The organism is Castellaniella hirudinis (assembly GCF_047468865.1).
Classification (GTDB): domain Bacteria; phylum Pseudomonadota; class Gammaproteobacteria; order Burkholderiales; family Burkholderiaceae_B; genus Castellaniella; species Castellaniella hirudinis_A.
In genome coordinates, this window is record NZ_JBLGTV010000001.1 from 629,014 (window position 1) to 646,800 (window position 17,787).

The 17,787-nt window shown below is 65.8% G+C and carries 19 protein-coding genes and 1 riboswitch; of the genes, 3 read left to right on the plus strand and 16 right to left on the minus strand.

From position 1 onward, the window contains the following. Window position 1 precedes the first annotated feature (1 nt). The 5 genes from ACMHYJ_RS03035 to mltG are packed head-to-tail and all read right to left on the minus strand — an operon-like array spanning window position 2 to window position 4,546. Window positions 2-1,048, minus strand: coding sequence for an ankyrin repeat domain-containing protein (locus ACMHYJ_RS03035; protein ID WP_414244716.1), 1,047 nt, complete (start codon window positions 1,046-1,048; stop codon window positions 2-4). Next, a complete protein-coding gene (locus ACMHYJ_RS03040; RefSeq protein WP_414244717.1) occupies window positions 1,045-1,845 on the minus strand; it encodes a TatD family hydrolase in 801 nt (266 codons plus the stop codon). The genes ACMHYJ_RS03035 and ACMHYJ_RS03040 overlap by 4 nt, the downstream gene beginning before the upstream one ends. A gap of 13 nt (window positions 1,846-1,858) precedes the next feature. Further along, window positions 1,859-2,890, minus strand: a complete 1,032-nt coding sequence (gene holB / locus ACMHYJ_RS03045; protein ID WP_414244718.1) for a DNA polymerase III subunit delta' — start codon at window positions 2,888-2,890, stop codon at window positions 1,859-1,861. Beyond that, window positions 2,887-3,531 (minus strand): dTMP kinase, encoded by a 645-nt coding sequence (gene tmk / locus ACMHYJ_RS03050; protein ID WP_414244719.1) that lies wholly within the window; start codon window positions 3,529-3,531, stop codon window positions 2,887-2,889. The genes holB and tmk overlap by 4 nt, the downstream gene beginning before the upstream one ends. Window positions 3,532-3,535: 4 nt before the next feature. Then, on the minus strand, window positions 3,536-4,546 hold the full coding sequence (mltG, locus tag ACMHYJ_RS03055; protein WP_414244720.1) for an endolytic transglycosylase MltG: 1,011 nt from the start codon (window positions 4,544-4,546) through the stop codon (window positions 3,536-3,538). A 174-nt stretch (window positions 4,547-4,720) separates the two neighbouring features. Here mltG and ACMHYJ_RS03060 point away from each other — a divergent pair, with 174 nt between their 5' ends. Further along, the gene (locus tag ACMHYJ_RS03060; RefSeq protein WP_414244721.1) at window positions 4,721-5,689 is read left to right on the plus strand and encodes a YgfZ/GcvT domain-containing protein; all 969 of its coding nucleotides are present in this window, start codon (window positions 4,721-4,723) and stop codon (window positions 5,687-5,689) included. Window positions 5,690-5,705: 16 nt separating this feature from the next. On the opposite strand, the gene crcB is transcribed toward ACMHYJ_RS03060, so the two are convergent. From crcB to ACMHYJ_RS03090, 6 genes are all read right to left on the minus strand, one after another. Next, the gene (gene crcB, locus ACMHYJ_RS03065) at window positions 5,706-6,089 is read right to left on the minus strand and encodes a fluoride efflux transporter CrcB (protein ID WP_414244722.1); all 384 of its coding nucleotides are present in this window, start codon (window positions 6,087-6,089) and stop codon (window positions 5,706-5,708) included. 155 nt (window positions 6,090-6,244) lie between these two features. Beyond that, window positions 6,245-6,311, minus strand: a riboswitch (Fluoride riboswitch). A gap of 129 nt (window positions 6,312-6,440) precedes the next feature. Next, on the minus strand, window positions 6,441-7,340 hold the full coding sequence (gene mmsB, locus ACMHYJ_RS03070; protein ID WP_414244723.1) for a 3-hydroxyisobutyrate dehydrogenase: 900 nt from the start codon (window positions 7,338-7,340) through the stop codon (window positions 6,441-6,443). Window positions 7,341-7,496: 156 nt separating this feature from the next. Then, the gene (locus ACMHYJ_RS03075) at window positions 7,497-8,657 is read right to left on the minus strand and encodes an enoyl-CoA hydratase/isomerase family protein (RefSeq protein WP_414244724.1); all 1,161 of its coding nucleotides are present in this window, start codon (window positions 8,655-8,657) and stop codon (window positions 7,497-7,499) included. Further along, window positions 8,654-9,808: an acyl-CoA dehydrogenase family protein gene (locus ACMHYJ_RS03080; protein ID WP_414244725.1), complete on the minus strand. Its 1,155-nt coding sequence runs from the start codon at window positions 9,806-9,808 to the stop codon at window positions 8,654-8,656. Before ACMHYJ_RS03080 ends, ACMHYJ_RS03075 begins: the two co-directional genes overlap by 4 nt. Window positions 9,809-10,054: 246 nt before the next feature. Continuing rightward, complete coding sequence (locus ACMHYJ_RS03085; protein WP_414244726.1) at window positions 10,055-10,333, minus strand: RnfH family protein; 279 nt, start codon at window positions 10,331-10,333, stop codon at window positions 10,055-10,057. Between the two features lie 3 nt (window positions 10,334-10,336). Beyond that, on the minus strand, window positions 10,337-10,771 hold the full coding sequence (locus ACMHYJ_RS03090; protein WP_414244727.1) for a type II toxin-antitoxin system RatA family toxin: 435 nt from the start codon (window positions 10,769-10,771) through the stop codon (window positions 10,337-10,339). Between the two features lie 44 nt (window positions 10,772-10,815). Between ACMHYJ_RS03090 and smpB the strand changes: the two genes are divergently transcribed. Next, complete coding sequence (gene smpB / locus ACMHYJ_RS03095) at window positions 10,816-11,328, plus strand: SsrA-binding protein SmpB (protein ID WP_414244840.1); 513 nt, start codon at window positions 10,816-10,818, stop codon at window positions 11,326-11,328. Between the two features lie 12 nt (window positions 11,329-11,340). Here the strand turns inward: smpB and ACMHYJ_RS03100 are convergent, their stop codons facing one another. Then, window positions 11,341-12,024, minus strand: a complete 684-nt coding sequence (locus tag ACMHYJ_RS03100) for a methylated-DNA--[protein]-cysteine S-methyltransferase (RefSeq protein ID WP_414244728.1) — start codon at window positions 12,022-12,024, stop codon at window positions 11,341-11,343. Between the two features lie 271 nt (window positions 12,025-12,295). Here ACMHYJ_RS03100 and ACMHYJ_RS03105 point away from each other — a divergent pair, with 271 nt between their 5' ends. Further along, the gene (locus ACMHYJ_RS03105; RefSeq protein ID WP_414244729.1) at window positions 12,296-13,558 is read left to right on the plus strand and encodes an HD-GYP domain-containing protein; all 1,263 of its coding nucleotides are present in this window, start codon (window positions 12,296-12,298) and stop codon (window positions 13,556-13,558) included. A gap of 15 nt (window positions 13,559-13,573) precedes the next feature. On the opposite strand, the gene ACMHYJ_RS03110 is transcribed toward ACMHYJ_RS03105, so the two are convergent. The 4 genes from ACMHYJ_RS03110 to ppsA form a co-directional block, all read right to left on the minus strand. Beyond that, complete coding sequence (locus tag ACMHYJ_RS03110) at window positions 13,574-13,981, minus strand: hypothetical protein (RefSeq protein WP_414244730.1); 408 nt, start codon at window positions 13,979-13,981, stop codon at window positions 13,574-13,576. Between the two features lie 30 nt (window positions 13,982-14,011). Continuing rightward, window positions 14,012-14,722: a hypothetical protein gene (locus tag ACMHYJ_RS03115; RefSeq protein WP_414244731.1), complete on the minus strand. Its 711-nt coding sequence runs from the start codon at window positions 14,720-14,722 to the stop codon at window positions 14,012-14,014. Then, a complete protein-coding gene (locus ACMHYJ_RS03120) occupies window positions 14,723-15,205 on the minus strand; it encodes an SLATT domain-containing protein (protein ID WP_414244732.1) in 483 nt (160 codons plus the stop codon). A gap of 184 nt (window positions 15,206-15,389) precedes the next feature. Next, window positions 15,390-17,768 (minus strand): phosphoenolpyruvate synthase, encoded by a 2,379-nt coding sequence (ppsA, locus tag ACMHYJ_RS03125; RefSeq protein WP_414244733.1) that lies wholly within the window; start codon window positions 17,766-17,768, stop codon window positions 15,390-15,392. Window positions 17,769-17,787: the final 19 nt, after the last annotated feature.

The window sequence follows — 17,787 nt, forward strand, 5'->3', positions numbered from 1 at the left end:
GCTATTTGCCCGGCGGCGTGTCCTGGAAACGGTCGAGATCGAAGTAGCGCGAGAAAGAGGTTGCGCCGTCTGCGCCGTCCGTTTCGGTTTCCGGCGCGGCGGCCTGCGGGGTGTCCGGCGCCTGGCCGGCCGCCTGCCGGGCGCGCTGCGCGTGCACGGCTTCGGCGGCGGCTTGCATGGCCGCCGCCATGGCCGTGCTGTTGCGCTTGAGCGCCCAGTCCGCGGCGGTCTCGCGGGCCTGGTTGACCATGGTGGGGTCGGCCCCGTGATCCAGCAGCAGCCGGGCAATCGCCGGCTTGCCGGACAGGGCCGCCATCATCAGCGGCGTGGTGCCATCGGGCCCGGGGGCGTTGACGATAGCGCCGCGCTGGATCAGCATGCGGGCCGTGTCCACCTGCCCCTTGGATGCCGCGTAATGCAGCGGCGTCCAGCCCAGGCGGTTGACCCGGGCGCCGGCCTGGATCAAGTCGGCCGCCCGCTGGGTTTCGCCCAGGATGCACAGATACATCAGGGCGGTTTCATCCTGGAAATTCGGCTGGTCGACCTGGATGCCCGGGGCCCGCCGCAGAACATCGTAGACTTTCCAGGATTGTTCGCGCACGGCCTGCGTCAGAGCGGGGTTGCCGCGCGGGTTCCAGGCGCCGGGGTCGGCGCCGCGCAGCAACCGGGTCTGCACGGCGCTGACGTCGTCCCGGCGGATGGCCGACCACCAGTCCGCATCCGGGGCCGATTGCGCCTGGACGGGGACGGCGGGCAAGATCAGCGCCAACAGCAATAGCAACATCAGCGTCGATGCCAGGGCCGGCAGACGGCCCAGCGGCGGCACGGGCGGGCGCCCGGTGCTGGCCCCCAAAGCCCCCGGGGCGCGTTGGGCGATCCGCCGCAGCGGCCGCACAAACCGGCTGAAGGGTGCCAGACGGCGCGCAGCGGCTGGCCTCTTGGAGAGCCGCCCAAGGGCGGCAGCGGCGGGCGCCTCGGGCGCAATCTGGCCGCGAACAGCGGGCCGATGGGCCAAAGGCGGCGTGGCGGACAGCGGAAGCGTGGTCATGCGGGTGATCCTGGCGGGTTGTCCAGCTTGATTTTATGGAACAGACGGAAATAATTATCCGTGCTGGCCTGCTGAATGACCGTGGCCGGTACCCCGCGCAGTTCGGCGATTTTCTCGGCCACATGGATGACCTTGGAGGGGTCGTTCAGCTTGCCCCGATAGGGCACGGGGGCCAGGTAGGGCGAATCGGTTTCGATCAGCAGCCGATCCAGCGGCACTTTCTGCGCCACCTGCTGCAGATCTTTCGCGTTCTTGAAGGTGACGATGCCGGAAAACGAGATGTAGAACCCCAAGTCCAGGGCGGCGCTGGCCATGTCCCAGGTTTCGGTGAAGCAATGCATGACGCCGTTGTCGGCCTGTTCCTCGCGCATCAGGCGCAGCGTATCCGCGGCGGCGGCGCGGGTGTGGATGATCAGCGGCAGACCGGTCTGGCGCGCGGCCTGGATATGCAGGCGGAAGCGATCCCGCTGCCAATCGAGGGGTTCGGCCAGCCGGTAGTAGTCCAGCCCGGTTTCGCCGATGGCGACGACCTTGGGGTGCCGGGCGCGCTGCAGCAAGTCGTCCAGGGTGGGCTCGGCGCTGTCGTCGTCTTCGGCGTCGTTGTCGGGATGCACCCCGACCGAGGCATGCAGATGGGGTTGGGATTCGACCAGGGCGATCAGGCCCGGCCAGTCGCGCAGATTGACGCTGACCACCAGGGCGTGGCCCACGTCGGCCGCCCGCATGCGCGCCAGGATGTCCGGCAGCTGGGCCTGCAGGGCCGGAAAATTCAAATGGCAGTGAGAATCGACGTACATGAAAGACAATGGCCTATTTTTGGGGCGGAATGGATTGCAACAAGCGCGTGGCGGCGTAGTCGGCCAGCAGCTTCGGGTTCAGGGGGTGGTGGGCCAGGCGGCGCTGCCGGGCCAGCCAACGGCCGGTGCGGGCCAGCACGGCGGGATCCGCCACCTGGGCAATCTCTGAAATTCTACCCGTTTGTTCTGGATAGTAGCGCGCCGGCAGGCCCCGCGCCGCCAGGCTGAGATCCAGCCAGAGGCGCTGGAAGCCGTCCAGCCACAGCGCCGGTTCGGCGGCCTGCAGCGCGTCGGCCAGGGCGGCGGGCGCCGCCCCGGTGCCCGCCAGTTGCAAAAACTGCCGCAGGCACGCGGGGAATGCGGGTTGTTGCGCGCCGGCCTGCCTGGCCGCCAGCAGGGGCGCCCCGCCCGCCGCCGCCAGGCGGGCCGCCGCCTGATCCACCCCCTGGGCCTGCAGCCAGGCCAGGGCCTGGGCGGCGTCGGGGGCGGCCAGCGGCAGCCGGCGGCAGCGCGACACCAGGGTGGGCAGCAGGCGGTCGGGCTGATCGGCCACCAGCAGAAACACCGTATGCGCAGGGGGTTCTTCCAAGATTTTCAGCAGCGCATTGGCCGCGATGACGTTCAGGGCCTCGGCCGGATACAGCAAGGCGACCCGCCAGCCGCCCCGGTGCGTGGCCATGTTGAACCAAGGCAGCAAGCCGCGGATCTGCTCGACCCGGATGTCCTTGGACGGCTGTTTTTTGCCGCCGCCGGATTCGCTGTCGTCCGCCGGCCCGCCTTCCTGGGCCGCCACGGCATCGGGCCGGATGCGGCGCAAATCGGGGTGATTGCCCGCTTGCACCCAGCGGCATGCCTGGCACTGTCCGCACGCTAGGCCCTGGACGGGCGATTCGCACAGCAGGCTGGCCGCGCCCGCCGCCGCAAATTCGGCCTGGCCGATGCCGGGCAGGCCGTGGATCAGCCAGGCGTGGGCGAAGCGGTCGCGCGCGGCCAGCCAGGCGCGGGCCGTGTCTTGTTGCCAGGGCAGGAATTCGAGGGCGGTCATGAGCGGGCGGATTTCCTCCAGGCCTGAACCAGGGCCTGCAAATCGTCATCCAGGCGGCGCTGGACGGCGGGGATGTCCTGGCTGGCGTCGATCGTCCGAAACCGCCCGGGCGCGGCGGCGGCGCGTTCCAAGTAGGCCTGGCGGGTGCGTTGAAAAAAATCCGCTTCTTCCTGTTCGAAGCGATCCGGCGCGTCCCGCCCCTGCAGCCGCCGGGTGCGGGCAACCGCCAGCGGAACATCGAACAAAAAGGTGCAGTCCGGCCCGGATTCGGACAGGGCCCAGGCTTCCAGCCGGGCAATGGCGTCGGCCCCCAGCCGGCGCCCCCCGCCCTGGTAGGCATACGAGGCGTCGGTGTAGCGGTCGCACAGCACCCACTGCCCCTGGGCCAGCGCGGGCTGGATGCGCGTGCGCCAGTGCTCGTTGCGCGCCGCGAACATCAGCAGGGCTTCGGTGCGCAAGTCCATGGCCTGGTGCAACAGGATGTCGCGCAGCCGTTCGCCCAGCGGCGTGCCGCCGGGTTCGCGGGTGTGCAGGAAGTCGATGCCCGCCCGCCGCAGCCAGTCGGCCATCCAGGCGGCATGCGTGCTTTTGCCGGCCCCGTCCAGGCCTTCCAGAGTAATGAAACAGCCGCGTTGTGCCATGGGATCAATTGCGCTTGAGTATGTATTTGCCGACCGCCCGGTTGTGGGCGGCCAGGTTTTTGGAGAATTCGCTGGTGCCGTCCCCGCGGGACACGAAATACAGGTAGTCGTGCTGTTCGGGGTGCAAGGTGGCCGTCAGGGCCGCCTTGCCGGGACTCGCTATCGGGGTGGGCGGCAGGCCCGGGCGGGTGTAGGTATTCCAGGGGGTGTCCCGTTCCAGGTCTTTTTTGCGCAGGCGGCCCTGGTACTGATTCCCCATGCCGTAGATCACGGTCGGGTCGGTCTGCAGGGGCATACCTGCGCGCAGGCGGTTGATGAACACCCCGGCGACGCGGGCGCGATCCGCGCTGTGCCCGGTTTCTTTTTCGACGATGGACGCCAGGATCAAAGCCTGATAGGGCGTGTCCAGGGGCAGGTTCCGATCCCGCGCCTGCCAGGCCGCCTGCAGTACCTGGTCGCCCGCCTGGGCGGCCCGCCGCAGGATGTCCAGGTCGGAAGACCCCGGCGCAAAGACATAGGTGTCGGGATAGAACAGGCCCTCGGGGTAATCCTGATCCAGCCCCAGGCGCCGCAGAATCTCGGCGTCGGCCAGGCCCCGGGTGTCGTGGCGCACCTGATCGTCCGCGTCCAGCGCCGCGCGGATCTGGGCGAACGTCCAGCCTTCGGGGAAGGTCAGCCGCACCTGGGTCATGTCGCCATTGGCCATGCGCTCGATCAGCAGCCAGGGCGTGTCGCTGGCGCGGGCCTCGTAGGCCCCCGCCTTGAGCAGTTTGTCCCGGCCGCTCAGGCGGGCCAGCCAGACAAAGGCCAGGGGGTCGATGTCGATGCCGGCCGTTTGCATGGTCTGGGCGATCTGCCTGGGGGTGCTGCCCTGTTCGATCAGGTAGTCGACCACGTCGGCGCGCATCGGGACGGGGCGCTGCCAGCCCCACCACGCGGCGACGCCCACGCCCGTCCCCGCCAGGGCCAGGCCGACGATCAGCAGCCAGAGAAATAGCCGTAGAATTTTTTTCATGAACGCCAGTTTACCCGAGGGGCACGTCCCGGGGCAGCGCGCCAGATCCCTGATCCGCGTGGGGGGATGATTTGGTCAAGACGGGATCGGCCGCTATGATGTCGGGTTCAAGGGGGCGTCACCCGGACGGCCTCGACACTTGGATTTTTGGTGCGAAGCCTTTCGCGCAAAACAATGAACGTGTTTGATATCGAGGGCCAATGGCCCCTGGACGATGTGGCGGTGATCCGGCTGCAAGGGGCGGATGCCGCCCCGTTCCTGCATAGCCAACTCAGCAATGCCGTGCTGGATCTGACCGGCGACCAGGCCCGGCCGGCGGGCTATTGCACCGCCCAGGGGCGGCTGCTGGCCAATATGGTGGTCTGGAAGGACGGCGACCAAGGGATCGGCATGCTGGTGTCGCGCGATCTGGCCGACCCCCTGATCAAGCGCTTGCGTCTGTTCGTCCTGCGCGCCAAGGTCAGCCTGGCCCGGGACGAAGGCTGCAGCGTGACGGGCGCGCAGGGCCGGGACACCGTTCCCGAGCCGCTATGGGGCCGGCCCGGCTGGTCTTGCCTGACGCGGGGGGACGACACCTGGATCACCGCGCCCCGGGCGGGCGGCCAGCCGCCCGCCGCGTGGCGCATCGGCCCCGGCGCCCCGGCCGGTAGCGTGGCGGCCACGCCCTGGCATGCCGCGCAGATCGCCAGCGGCTGGCCGTGGATTCGGCTGGCCAGTCAGGACATGTTCCTGCCCGCCACCCTGAATATGGACTTGAACGGCAGCATCGACTTCAAAAAAGGCTGCTACCCCGGCCAGGAAATCGTCGCTCGCAGCCATTACCGGGGCGTCGTCAAGCGGCGCATGGCCTGGGGGACGGCCCCGTGGCCCCCGGGCCGGCCCTTGCCCGAGGCGGGTACGGATCTTTATTCGGCGGCGGGGCGTGCGGCCCGAGCCGCCGCCGATGGCCCGGTTTCCACCGCCCTGGGCCAGCCGCCCGCCCGGCCCGTGGGGCGCATCATCGCCAGCGCCGAATTCGAAGGGCGGCTATATGCGGCCGCCGAAACCGCCGTGGCGGACGGCCCGGCGGCCGTGTATGCCGTCGGGGCCGCCGACGGCCCCTTGCTGTCGTGCGCGTGCGCATCGGCCGGGGGTGTTTCCTGACGCCCGGCGGCGCAAGCTACCCCCGCAACAAAGACTGGACGAGCGCGATGCCGACCAGAACCAGCAGGCAGGAACCCGCCACGTGCAGGCTGATCTGCAGCAGGGCGAACGCCAGTTCCCGCTGTTGCAGCAGGGAGATGACCTCAAGGGAAAACGTGGAAAACGTGGTCAGCCCGCCCAGGAAGCCCGTCATGATGAACAGGCGCCACACGGCAGGCAGGGTGTCGTGGCTGGCGAAGAATTCGCTGGCCAGGCCGATCAGCAGGCCGCCGACGAGATTCGCGGCCAGCGTGCCCAATGGAATCGGCGGCCAGAGGTGGTTCATCCCGATGGCCAAGGCCCAGCGCAGCAGCGCGCCCAGGGCCGCGCCGACCGAAATGCCGATCACGGCGGCCATCATGGCCGGTCTCCCGGTGCGGGGGCTGGATAGCCGCCGCGCGGGGTGCGGACGGCGGGGAAACGGCGGAGGAAAAGGTGGATCGTTGTCATAAGGCCCGGAAATCAGGGTTGAAGGCCTGAAACGGAATCCGGGCATAGCCTGCGGTTCCCGTCCAGGAACATGCAGGCATCATCAGCCGGGGACACCCGGCGGTCAATGGAGAATGCCATCTCCAGGGCAAGGCGATTGCCCATGTATGGCGGGTAGTTTAGCAATGCCGCCCCATCGACGCAACGGGGCCGCCGCCCCGCCCTTGCGCCCTGCCCTGCGCCGCGTGAACGCCAGGCGCGGGCAGCGGCGCGGGCCGCCTGCTCAGTGCCGCGGCGGCTGGTGGTAGAGCTTCAGGATGCTGGAAAAATCCAGTTGGCCATGGCCTTGGGTGCTGTGCAGGGCGTACAGGTTGCGGGCCAGTTCGCCCAACGGCGTCGTGGCCCGGGCCTGCATGGACGCTTCTGCCGCCAGGCCCAGATCTTTCAGCATCAGGTCGACCCCGAACCCCCCGTCGTAGTCCTTGGCGGCCGGCACGCCTTCCATCACCCCGGGCCAGGGGTTGTAGAGTTCCGTCGCCCAGTTGCGCCCGGAGCTTTTGGCGATGATGTCGGACAGGGTCTTGGGATCCAGGCCATTGGCCACCCCCAGCGCCAGGGCTTCGGCCGTGCCGGCCATCTGGATGCCCAGCAGCATGTTGTTGCAGATCTTGGCCACCTGCCCCGCCCCGGCCGCGCCCGCATGGAAAATATTCTTGCCCATGGCCTGCAGGTAGGGCATGGCCGCCGCCAGGTCGGCGTCGGCGCCGCCGACGATAAAGGTCAGCGTGCCCGCGATGGCGCCGCCCGTGCCCCCCGAGACCGGTGCGTCGATCATGCGGATGCCGCGCTGCGCCGCCGCTTGGGACACTTTGCGCGCCGATGCCGGCGCAATGGTGCTGCATTCCAGCACCAGGGTGCCCTGGGCGATCGTGGCCAGCAGGCCTTCATCGCCCAGGTACAGGCCCTCGACGTGACGGCTGGCGGGCAGCATGCTGACGACCACGTCCGCCCCCGCCACGGCTTCGGCGGCCGAAGCCGCCGCGCGGGCACCGGCGTCCGTGGCCGCCTGCAGCGCGGCGGGCACCAGGTCGAACACCGTCAGGGTGTGGCCGGCCTTGATCAGGTTCTGGGCCATGGGGCCGCCCATGTGGCCCAGGCCGATGAATGCAATCGTGCTGCTCATGTGTTGTCTCCTTGGAAATAAGCCGGTTGATTTTGTGATAAGCCGGTTGATTCTGTGTCTTGCGCCGTCGCCAGTGGCGCGGCGCGGCATGCCCCCCCGCGCCACGGCTTGCGGCGGCTTTTTCAGGCGCCGCCCCGCTCGGGGCAAGGCCGTTTTTTACAAGTCCGCCAATGGGTGATCCTGCCCCGCCGGCCAGGGGTGTGCCAGGAAGCGCTTGACCCAGGTGGCGGACGCCTGTTCCAGGCTGGCGGGATGCCAGCGCGGTTTCTTGTCCTTGTCGACCAGCAAGGCGCGGATGCCTTCGCGGAAATCGGGCTCGGCGCAGCAATGCAGGGCGGCGATGTATTCCATGCGAAAGACATCGGCCAGCGACAGATGGCGCGCCCGCCGAACCAGCGTGAACCCCAGGCGGGCCGCCCCGGGCGACCCGGACAGAAAGGTGGCGGCGGCGCGCGCCAGCCAGGGATCCGGGTGGTGTTTCCAGGCCCCGATGGCGGCGCACGCCTGCGCAAAATCCGCCCGGTTGCACGCCCGGCGGATAGCGGCCGAATGCGCCCGCAGGGGGCCGGGCTCGGGGGCGTCCAGCTGCAGGCCGTCCAGCACGGCATCCAGCAGGGCGGCTTGCTGATCCGCATCGGCGGGCCATTTTTGCGCCGCCAGGGCCGCGACCAGGGCATCGAAGCCTTCGGCGGCGCAATAGTGGTCGGCCAGGCCGTATTGCAGGCAATCGGCGGCGCCCAATTGGGCGCCCGTCAAGGCCAGGAACTCGCCGATGCCCCGGGGCAGACGGCTCAACATCCAGGTGCCCGCCACATCGGGAAACAGGCCGATGGTGACCTCGGGCATGGCGAAGCGGGTGCCGGGGGTGACCACCCGGTGGCTGGCCCCCAGCATCAGCCCGACTCCGCCGCCCATGACGATGCCGCCGCCCCAGCAGACGATGGGCTTGGCGTAGCGGTGGATGCGGTAATCCAGGCGGTATTCGGTTTCAAAAAAACTGCGGGCGTGCAGGTTGGCCCAGGCATCCCGGGGGCTGTCCAGCATGCTCTGGTACAGCGCGTGCAGGTCGCCGCCGGCGCAGAAGGCTTTTTCACCGGCCCCGCGCAACACCACCGCGACCACGCGGGCGTCGGATTCCCAGGCCTGCAGGCGTTCGTCCAACAGGCGGCACATGGGCAGCGACAAGCCGTTCAGGGTGTCGGGGCTGTTCAGGATGGCGACCCCGATCCGCCTGCCTTCCTGACCGGCGATTTCCTGGAACAGAACCGGATCGGGCGCGGTGGGCGGCAATGAATCGACGCGAGCGGAAGTGTTCATCGCAGATCGGCCTCTTGGGTCAGGATATGGCGCGCCACGATCACGCGCATGATTTCGTTGGTGCCTTCCAGGATCTGGTGCACGCGGGTGTCGCGCACCAGGCGTTCCAGGGGGTAGTCCTTGAGGTAGCCGTAACCGCCGTGGATTTGCTGGGCATCCAGGCAGGACTGGAAGCACAGGTCGGTGGCAAAGCGCTTGGCCATGGCGCAATAGGCGCTGGCCTGCGGGTCGTGCTCGTCCAGCTTGCTGGCGGCCAGACGCACCATTTGGCGCGATGCCACGATATTGGCCAGCAGGTCGGCCAGCTTGAACTGCAGCGCCTGGAAGTCCGCCAGGGGGCGGCCGAACTGATGGCGTTCGCCCATGTAGCGGCGGGCGGCTTCATAGGCCCCCTGGGCCGCGCCCACCGAACACGTGGCAATGTTGATGCGCCCGCCATCCAGGCCTTTCATGGCGAAGCGAAAGCCCTCGCCTTCTTCGCCCAGGCGGTTGGCCACCGGCACGCGCACGTTTTCAAACGTGATGGGCCGGGTGGACTGGCTGTTCCAGCCCATTTTGTTTTCTTTGCGGCCGTAAGTGATGCCCTCGGCGTCCGCGGGCACCACCAGAGCGGAAATCCCGCGCGGGCCGTCGCCGCCGGTGCGCGCCATGACCACCAGCACGTCGGTGTCCCCCGCCCCGGAAATAAAGGCCTTGGCGCCGTTCAGCACATAATGGTCGCCGTCGCGCCGGGCGCTGGTGGTCAGCGAAGCGGCATCCGAGCCGGCGCCGGGTTCGGTCAGGCAGTAGGATGCCAGCTTCTCGCCCGTGGCCAGCAAAGGCCCCCAGCGGTCGCGCACGGCGGGCTGCGCCCAGGTGCCGATCATCCAGGTGGCCATGTTGTGAATGGTGATGAAAGCCGTGGTGGAGGGATCCACCGCCGCCATTTCCTCGAATACCAGCGTGGCGTCCAGCCGGGGCAGGCCCAGCCCGCCGATGGTTTCGGGCGCGTACATGGCGCAGAAGCCGAGTTCGCCCGCCTTGGCGAAGGCCGGCCGGGGGAAGATGTGTTCTTCGTCCCATTGGGCGGCATGGGGGGCGAGTTCGCCCTGGGCAAATTCGCGGGCGGCCTGTGCAAAGGCCTGTTGTTCTTCGCTGAGGCGAAAATCCATGGTGCATGTCTCCGGATTTGTGGTCGTCACGGACGCGGGTGGCGTCGTCCGACATGTTCAGCCTGATCAAGGTTGAACATTGCGTCGCAGGCTTACTTTAGCACTTGGCGCGCGGTGGCGTGTCTGCCGCAGCCCGCGGAACGCGTGGTGCGGATACCTTAGACCAAGTGGCGCTCGGGGGGCTGTCAGGCGGGTGACAATTTGCGCACGGCTGCCAAACCCCGGTAGCCCGCCCCCAAGCAGCGGCTAACCCTTCCCCCGATGCGCCGCCCGCCGCCGGCGCGTTTCCAAGGGATCGAACACCAGCGGCCGGCACAGTTCGACGCGGTCGCTTTCGTGCAGGACCCGCTGGGCATCGCAGCGTTCGCCATACACGGCCATCGCCAAGGGTCGATCGGTATATTCCGGGAATTCCCGCGCAAAGCCGCTCAATGCCACAGCCTGCCCCGCCGTGGCGCCTTCGGGGACATCCAGCGCTTTGCGCCACACATGCGTGGCGGCGGCAAAAGCGACGGATACCCGCATGTGTCAGCCCCCGTACACCGCGTGGGCGCGCTGCGTGAAAGAATCAATGAAGCTGCTGGCGATGCGGTTGAACACCGGCCCGATGACGGCCGACAAGGCGCGGCTGGAAAAGGCGTATTCCATGGTGTACAGCACTTTGCAGCCGTCTTCGCCCAGGGGCTGGAAGGCCCAATGCCCGGTCAGGTTGGAAAACGGCCCGTCCACCAGGTGAAAGACGATCTTGTGGGGGTAATCGTGTTCGTTGCGCGTGGTGAAACTCTGGTGGATGCCGGCGAAGCGGATCTGCACCGTGGCCTGCATGCCGGTTTCGTTTTGCCATTGCACGCTGGATCCGCCGCACCAGGGCATGAAATCGGGATAATGGGCGACATCGGCCACCAGGTCGAACATCTGGGCACAACTGAAAGGCACCAGGACAGAGCGTTGGATCGCAGGCATCGGCAGGACGTGGTCTTGAGAAAACGATAGAATGCAAGGATTTTATCAGGCACGTCAGGCCCCCCCAAAATGCCGCCAAACAGAACACACGTATGAGTATTGTCGATAACCGCAAAGCCACCCACGATTACTTCATCGAAGAGCGCTTCGAAGCCGGGCTGGTGCTGGAAGGCTGGGAGGTCAAGGCCATCCGGGCGGGTCACGTGCAGTTGAAGGAAAGCTACGTCATCGTGCGCGATGGCGCTTTGTGGATTCTGGGCATGCACATCAGCCCCCTGCCCACGGCATCCACCCACATCCATCCCAACGCCACGCGCACGCGCAAGCTGCTGTTGCACGCGCACGAAATCAACAAGCTCATCGGCAAGGTCGAGCAGCGCGGCTACGCCCTGGTGCCGCTCAACCTGCACTACAAGGGCGGGCGCATCAAGCTGGATTTCGGTCTGGGGCGCGGCAAGAAGCTGCACGACAAGCGCGACACCCAGCGCGACAAGGACTGGGCACGCGAAAAAGAGCGCCTGATGAAGCACGACACCCGGCGCGACCGCAAAGACTGAAGCGCGCGGGATTCAGGCGTGAATCTCGAAGCCCTCAAGCCGCAGCAGCTGGATTTTACGGCCCAGCCCGCCGCCATAGCCATTCAGCGTCTGGTTGCCGGCCAGGATGCGGTGGCAGGGAATAATGATGCTGATGGGGTTGCTGCCCACCGCCGTGCCGACGGCCCGCCCGTGCCTGGGGCCAAAGCCGGCCTCGCGGGCCAGCCCGCCGTATGACAAAGTGAACCCGTAGCCCACCGTCAGCAGGGCCTGCCAGACCGTCTTCTGGAACGCGCTGCCCTGGGGCGCCAGGGACACATCGAACGCCTGCCGCCGGCCCTGCCAATATTCTTGCAGCTCTTGCCGGGCCTGGGTCAGGATGGCCTGGGCGCGGGGCGGCGTATCGTCTTGCAGGTATTGGATCGCTGCGGATGGCTGGCCCGCCGCCGGCAGGCCGGCGGATGCTGCTTGATCCGCATCGGCGGCAAACAAAGGGCCGGTATCGCTCGGGGCGCTGCGCCAGGCCTTCAGCAGGCGGGCGGGCCGCCCGTCCTGCTGGCCATCGGACGGATTGGCGATGGGCTGATCCGTTGCGGCCAGGCCCGGCCATCGGGGGCAATCCCGTTGGTCGGTGAAATACAGGCCCGTCAGGCCGGTTTCGTGGGTTTCCAGCAGAATCTGGCCCAGGGGGGAGGAAATCAGCGCACCGAAGGACATGAGGGCGATGGCCGGCTGGATGGCCGACGGGTTGGGAGGACACGCTGCCAGTTTACCCGAATGACGGATCGGGCACCGCCCGGGCGGGCCGGCCGCCGCCTGGAAAACACGGGGCCGGCGCATTGCCCGGTAGTGAACAACCGCATCACGCGGCGCATATCCCCTTGGGAGAAAATAAAACGTACACTGGTCGCTATCAAGCAACTTCGGATCAAGTCACCGCGCCGCCTGCCGTCGTGGATATCGTTTCAGCGATTATCGTGTTCACCCAATGCATTTTCCCGCACAAAACAAGCCCGTGCTCCAGCGCATTACCGTGTCCGACCTGCGGTTGGGCATGTATATCCACAAGCTGGAGGGCAACTGGTTTCTGCACCCGTTCTGGCGCGACAGTTTCTTGCTGGAACGAGAACAAGACCTGAAGAAAATCCAGGACAGCCCGATCCATACCCTCTGGATCGACCTGTCCAAGAGCTCGGATCCGGCCCAGCCCGCAAGCCCCGGCATGGCCCGATCCGGCGACACGGCCCCCGCCGCGGCGCAGGCGCCCGCCCTGCCGGCAAGCCATGAGACCCCCGGCCAATCCGCCGCGGTTGCGCTGCACGAAGAAATAGAAAAAGCCAGGAGAATCTGCCTGGACGCCCGCGAACAGATCATGGACATGTTCGAGGAAGCCCGCATGGGGCGGGCCATCGACCCGGAATCCACGATACCGCTGGTGCAGCAGATCGCGGAATCGGTGAACCGTCACCCGCAGGCGCTGTTCAGCGTGGCGCGCCTGAAGACCAAGGACACCTATACCTACCTGCATTCGGTGGCGGTGTGCGCGCTGATGCTGGCGTTGGCGCGCCAACTGCGCCTGGCGCCCGATCTGACCCGGCAAGCGGGCCTGGGCGGCCTGATGCACGACCTGGGCAAGGCGGGGATTCCGCCGGAAATCCTCAACAAGCCGGGCCGCCTGACAGACCAGGAGTTCGATGTGATGCGCCAGCACCCCCAGATCGGGATGGATCTGCTGCAAAAAAGCGGGGCCAGCGCCGAAGTCATGGGCATCGCGTTGCATCATCACGAAAAAATCAACGGGACGGGCTACCCCGGCAAGCTGGCGGGCGCGTCGATCCCGCTGCTGGCCCGCATGGGGGCCGTCTGCGACGTCTATGATGCCGTCACCTCGACGCGTATCTACAAGGCGGCCTGGAATCCCGCCGAAGCCCTGCATCAGATGGCCTCCTGGGCGGGACATTTCGACCGTCCAATCTTCGAGGCATTCGTCAAGACGGTCGGCATTTATCCGATCGGATCCCTGGTGCGGCTGCGCTCGCAGCGCCTGGCGGTGGTCGTGGATCAGGAAGGCGACCTGCTCCTGACGCCCAAGGTGATTGTGTTCTATGACGCGAAGACGAAACGGGAAATTCCCCCGACGGTTCTGAAACTCAGCGCACCGGACTGCGGCGAGGCGATCCTGGGACAGGAAAGCTCGGCCCGCTGGGGCTTCGAGCACCTGGATCAATACTGGATGCCGGCGCCGGGCTGAGGGCTGGGCGTTCGATCAGCGCCACGTGGCGATCAATACTGCCCATATGCTGCGCCAATCAACCCGATTTCCATGGACAGCCTGCACGGCCGCAAGCCGCAGGACTTTCATCGAAACCGCCATTTTCGATGAACTCGGATAGATTTCAGATGCGCCAAGCAAGACAAACTGATCCGTCAATTTGCAGCGCCGGGGCTTGCATGACATATACGTTGGGTGCGGGAAATATGCGCCGCGCGGATCGGGAATTTCCGGCCCGGTCAAAGCGCAAGGCTCAATCCTGTACGGCCGCGAAATATTGTATACCAGGCGGCGATAGCCAGTTCCCGTCGCAGCGACCAGAATCGGGCTGACGTGCGTTGGAAAACAGTCATGATTCGGGCTCTCATAGCAGCCAATTACCCAGCACTCTTTCACTTGCATACTGCTTCCACCTCATGTCGTGGAGCGCGTTCACTTGCGCACTGCCTCGACCCCATATCCCGGAGCGCGTTCACTTGCGCGCATTGCCTCGATCCCATATTTCGGATTGTAAGGCTTGAGTTTTTCGCCCAGCCTGCGCGATAGGCTGCGCGCCACCGGGGTGTGCATATAAGTCTTCGGCACGTGCAGCGACAACACATGCCGGGGCCGCAAAATATAGGCTTCATGCAGTTCGTATTCAAACGCGCGTGCATGAAAGTTTTCGGTGCTTTTCATGTATTCGACCAGGGAAACAGGAAGCACATCCTTGAGCACATCCAACGCCGGGACGGAGCGGCGTTGGCTTGAAAATCGACATAACTCATCCGCTGCCAGCATGGCAAGCCGCCGGCATACGGCGATGAACTTCGTTCTGCCCAGCTCAAGATCCTCGGCCCGCAAATCGCAAGGCAATTTTGGCAGATGCCCGAATTTCACCCCATCGAGATCGACCGCCCGGCCAACGATGAAATACGGATAATTATCCAGCAAAAACTGCGGGTGCAATCGCAATAACACCGAACCCCGTACCGTCGGCGGGTTCAGTGGCGGGTCTCCGATGAAAAAATGAATGCCTCGGATCCGTTGATCGCCGATCGGGAATGATCCGGCTTGGGCTTCGCAGACAGACAAACGCGCATCCAGATCGGCCAGTGCGTGAGAGCAGTATATTTTCCCGCTCGGCAGCAAGGCGTCTGCCATTTACGAGTTGCCTTTTTCAGTATCGGCGAGCGCCTGCTTCATCCTGGTTTTCCAGTCTGTATTGGATTCAGACAGAATCGCCGAAAATTTGGCATGCAGCGCGATCAGCACCTCTTGATTCAGCCCGGCCGGCTGGTTTTCCAACGCCAACTGCTGTTGAAACACCAGCGCCGAACGAAGCTGCCGCAATTGACTCACCACCCACGTAAACGAAACGTAATGATCCTTGAATTGAAAATGGGCCAGCAGGAGCGTGCAAAACGTCGTGATTGACGTCAACACCAAAGCGACGTTTTTCGCGCATTGCATGTTTTCCGGCGACACCGACCAGCCAAGCACCAAGGTTGCGGAAACGCCGGAAAATATCTGCACGATCGCAAGCCAGAAGTATTTGGTTTTATTGGATCGTCTTTTTTCGTTGAATCTGCCGATTTGACCATCAATCTGATTCAGCAAATTATCGAAGGAACCATGCTCGGCCATGAAAGTTTCCGTGGATGGGATTGCGCGGCGGCGCGGCGGCGAACGGCATCCCGCTTGCGGCGCGTCGGGTCGAAAATTCGATCAAAAAAACACCGGCAGCCCAAGCGGCCGGCCGGTGTTCTGCATCCTGGACTTGACCCGGGCAACCCGCCGGCATCGGCGGGCTGCCCGGACGGCTGGACGATCAGGCGACGGCGCGCGTATCGGCCAGCCGCTGCCAGGTGTCCACCACCGTGTCCGGGTTGAGCGACATGGACACGATACCCTCGTCGCGCAGCCACTGGGCCAGATCGGGGTGATCGCTGGGCCCCTGGCCGCAGATGCCGACGTACTTGCCGGCTTTCAGGCAAGCCTGGATGGCGCGGCGCAGCATGAATTGCACGGCGGGATCGCGTTCGTCGAAGTCGGCCGCCAGCAGCGCCATGCCCGAATCGCGGTCCAGGCCCAGGGTGAGCTGGGTCATGTCGTTGGAGCCAATGGAAAAGCCGTCGAAGAACTGCAGGAATTCGTCGGCCAGGATGGCGTTGGTGGGGACTTCGCACATCATGATCAGGCGCAGGCCGTTGTCGCCGCGCTTCAGCCCGTGCGCGGCCAGCAGATCGACCACGCGTTGCGCCTGATTGAGCGTGCGCACGAAAGGCACCATGATTTCGACGTTGGTCAGGCCCATGTCGTCGCGCACCTTTTTCAGGGCCTCGCATTCCATGCGGAAGCATTCGGCGAAGTCGTCCGAGATGTAGCGCGACGCCCCGCGAAAGCCCAGCATGGGGTTTTCTTCTTCGGGCTCGTAGCGCGAACCGCCCACCAGCTTGCGGTATTCGTTGGACTTGAAGTCGGACAGACGCACGATGACCGGCTTGGGATAGAAGGCCGCGCCGATGGTGGCGATGCCCTCGGCCAGTTTTTCGACGAAAAAGGCGCGCGGGCTGGCATAGCCCCGGGCGGCGGATTCAACGGCTTTTTTCAGGTCGCCATCGACATTGGGGTAGTCGAGGATGGCCTTGGGATGCACGTTGATGTTGTTGTTGATGATGAATTCCAGCCGCGCCAGCCCGACCCCGCCGTTGGGGATCTGGGAAAAATCGAAGGCCAGCTGCGGGTTGCCGACGTTCATCATGACTTTCAGGCCGATGTCGGGCATCTCGCCCCAGCGGACTTCCTCGATTTCGGTTTCGATCAGGCCGTCGTAGATATGGCCCTCGTCGCCTTCGGCGCAAGACACGGTGACTTCACGGCCATTGGCCAGCACGTCGGTGGCATCGGCGCAGCCGACCACGGCGGGAATGCCGAGCTCGCGCGCGATGATGGCGGCGTGGCAGGTGCGCCCGCCCCGGTTGGTGACAATGGCGGCGGCCAGTTTCATGACGGGTTCCCAGTTGGGGTCGGTCATGTCGGTGACCAGGATGTCGCCGGCGCGCACCTTGTCCATCTCGGAGGCGTCGGCCACCACGCGCACGGTGCCCGAGCCGATCTTCTGGCCGATGGCGCGGCCGCGCACCAGGACTTCGCCCGTGGCTTTCAGGCGGTAGCGTTCTTGCACATCGTGGTGCCCCTGCTGGGATTTGACGGTTTCCGGGCGGGCCTGCAGGATGTACAGCTTGCCGTCGATGCCGTCGCGCCCCCATTCGATGTCCATGGGCCGCTGGTAGTGCTGCTCGATGATGGTGGCGTACTGGGCGAGTTCGATGATTTCGTCATCGGCCAGGGAATAGCGGTTGCGCTCGGAGGCCGGAACCTCGACGGTGCGCACGGCATGGCCGGATGCGCGTTCGGCGTCGAATTCCATCTTGATCAGTTTGGAGCCGATGCGGCGGCTGATGATGGGATAGTGGCCCGCCGCCAGGGTGGGCTTGAAGACGTAGAATTCATCGGGGTTGACGGCGCCCTGAACCACGGTTTCGCCCAGGCCGTAGGACGACGTGATGAACACCACGTCCTTGAAACCGGACTCGGTGTCCAGGGTGAACATCACGCCCGCGCTGCCCTTGTCGGAACGCACCATGCGCTGGATGCCCGCCGACAGGGCGACGTCGGCATGGGCATAGCCCTTGTGCACCCGGTAGGAGATGGCGCGGTCGTTGTACAGGGACGCGAAGACGTGGCGGATTTTTTCCAGCACGTCGTCGATGCCGACCACGTTGAGATAGGTTTCCTGCTGGCCGGCAAAAGAGGCGTCGGGCAGGTCTTCGGCGGTGGCCGACGAACGCACGGCGAACGACCCCTTGCCGTCGGCGTCCAACTGGGCAAAGGCGTCGCGGATGGCCTGCTCGAAGGCGGCTGGAAACGGCGTGTCGATCACCCATTGGCGGATTTCCGCCCCCGCGCTGGCCAGTTCGCGCACGTCGTCGGCGTTGAGGGCATCCAGGCGCGCCTTGATGCGCGCATCCAGGCCGGTGGATTTGAGAAAATCGCGGAAAGCGTCGGCCGTGGTGGCGAAGCCCCCCGGCACCCGCACGCCGGCCCCGGCCAGCTGACTGATCATTTCACCCAGAGAAGCGTTTTTGCCCCCTACCGAGTCCACATCCGTCATGCGGAGGCGCTCGAACGATACAACATACGACATGGTGTCACCTTTGAGATAG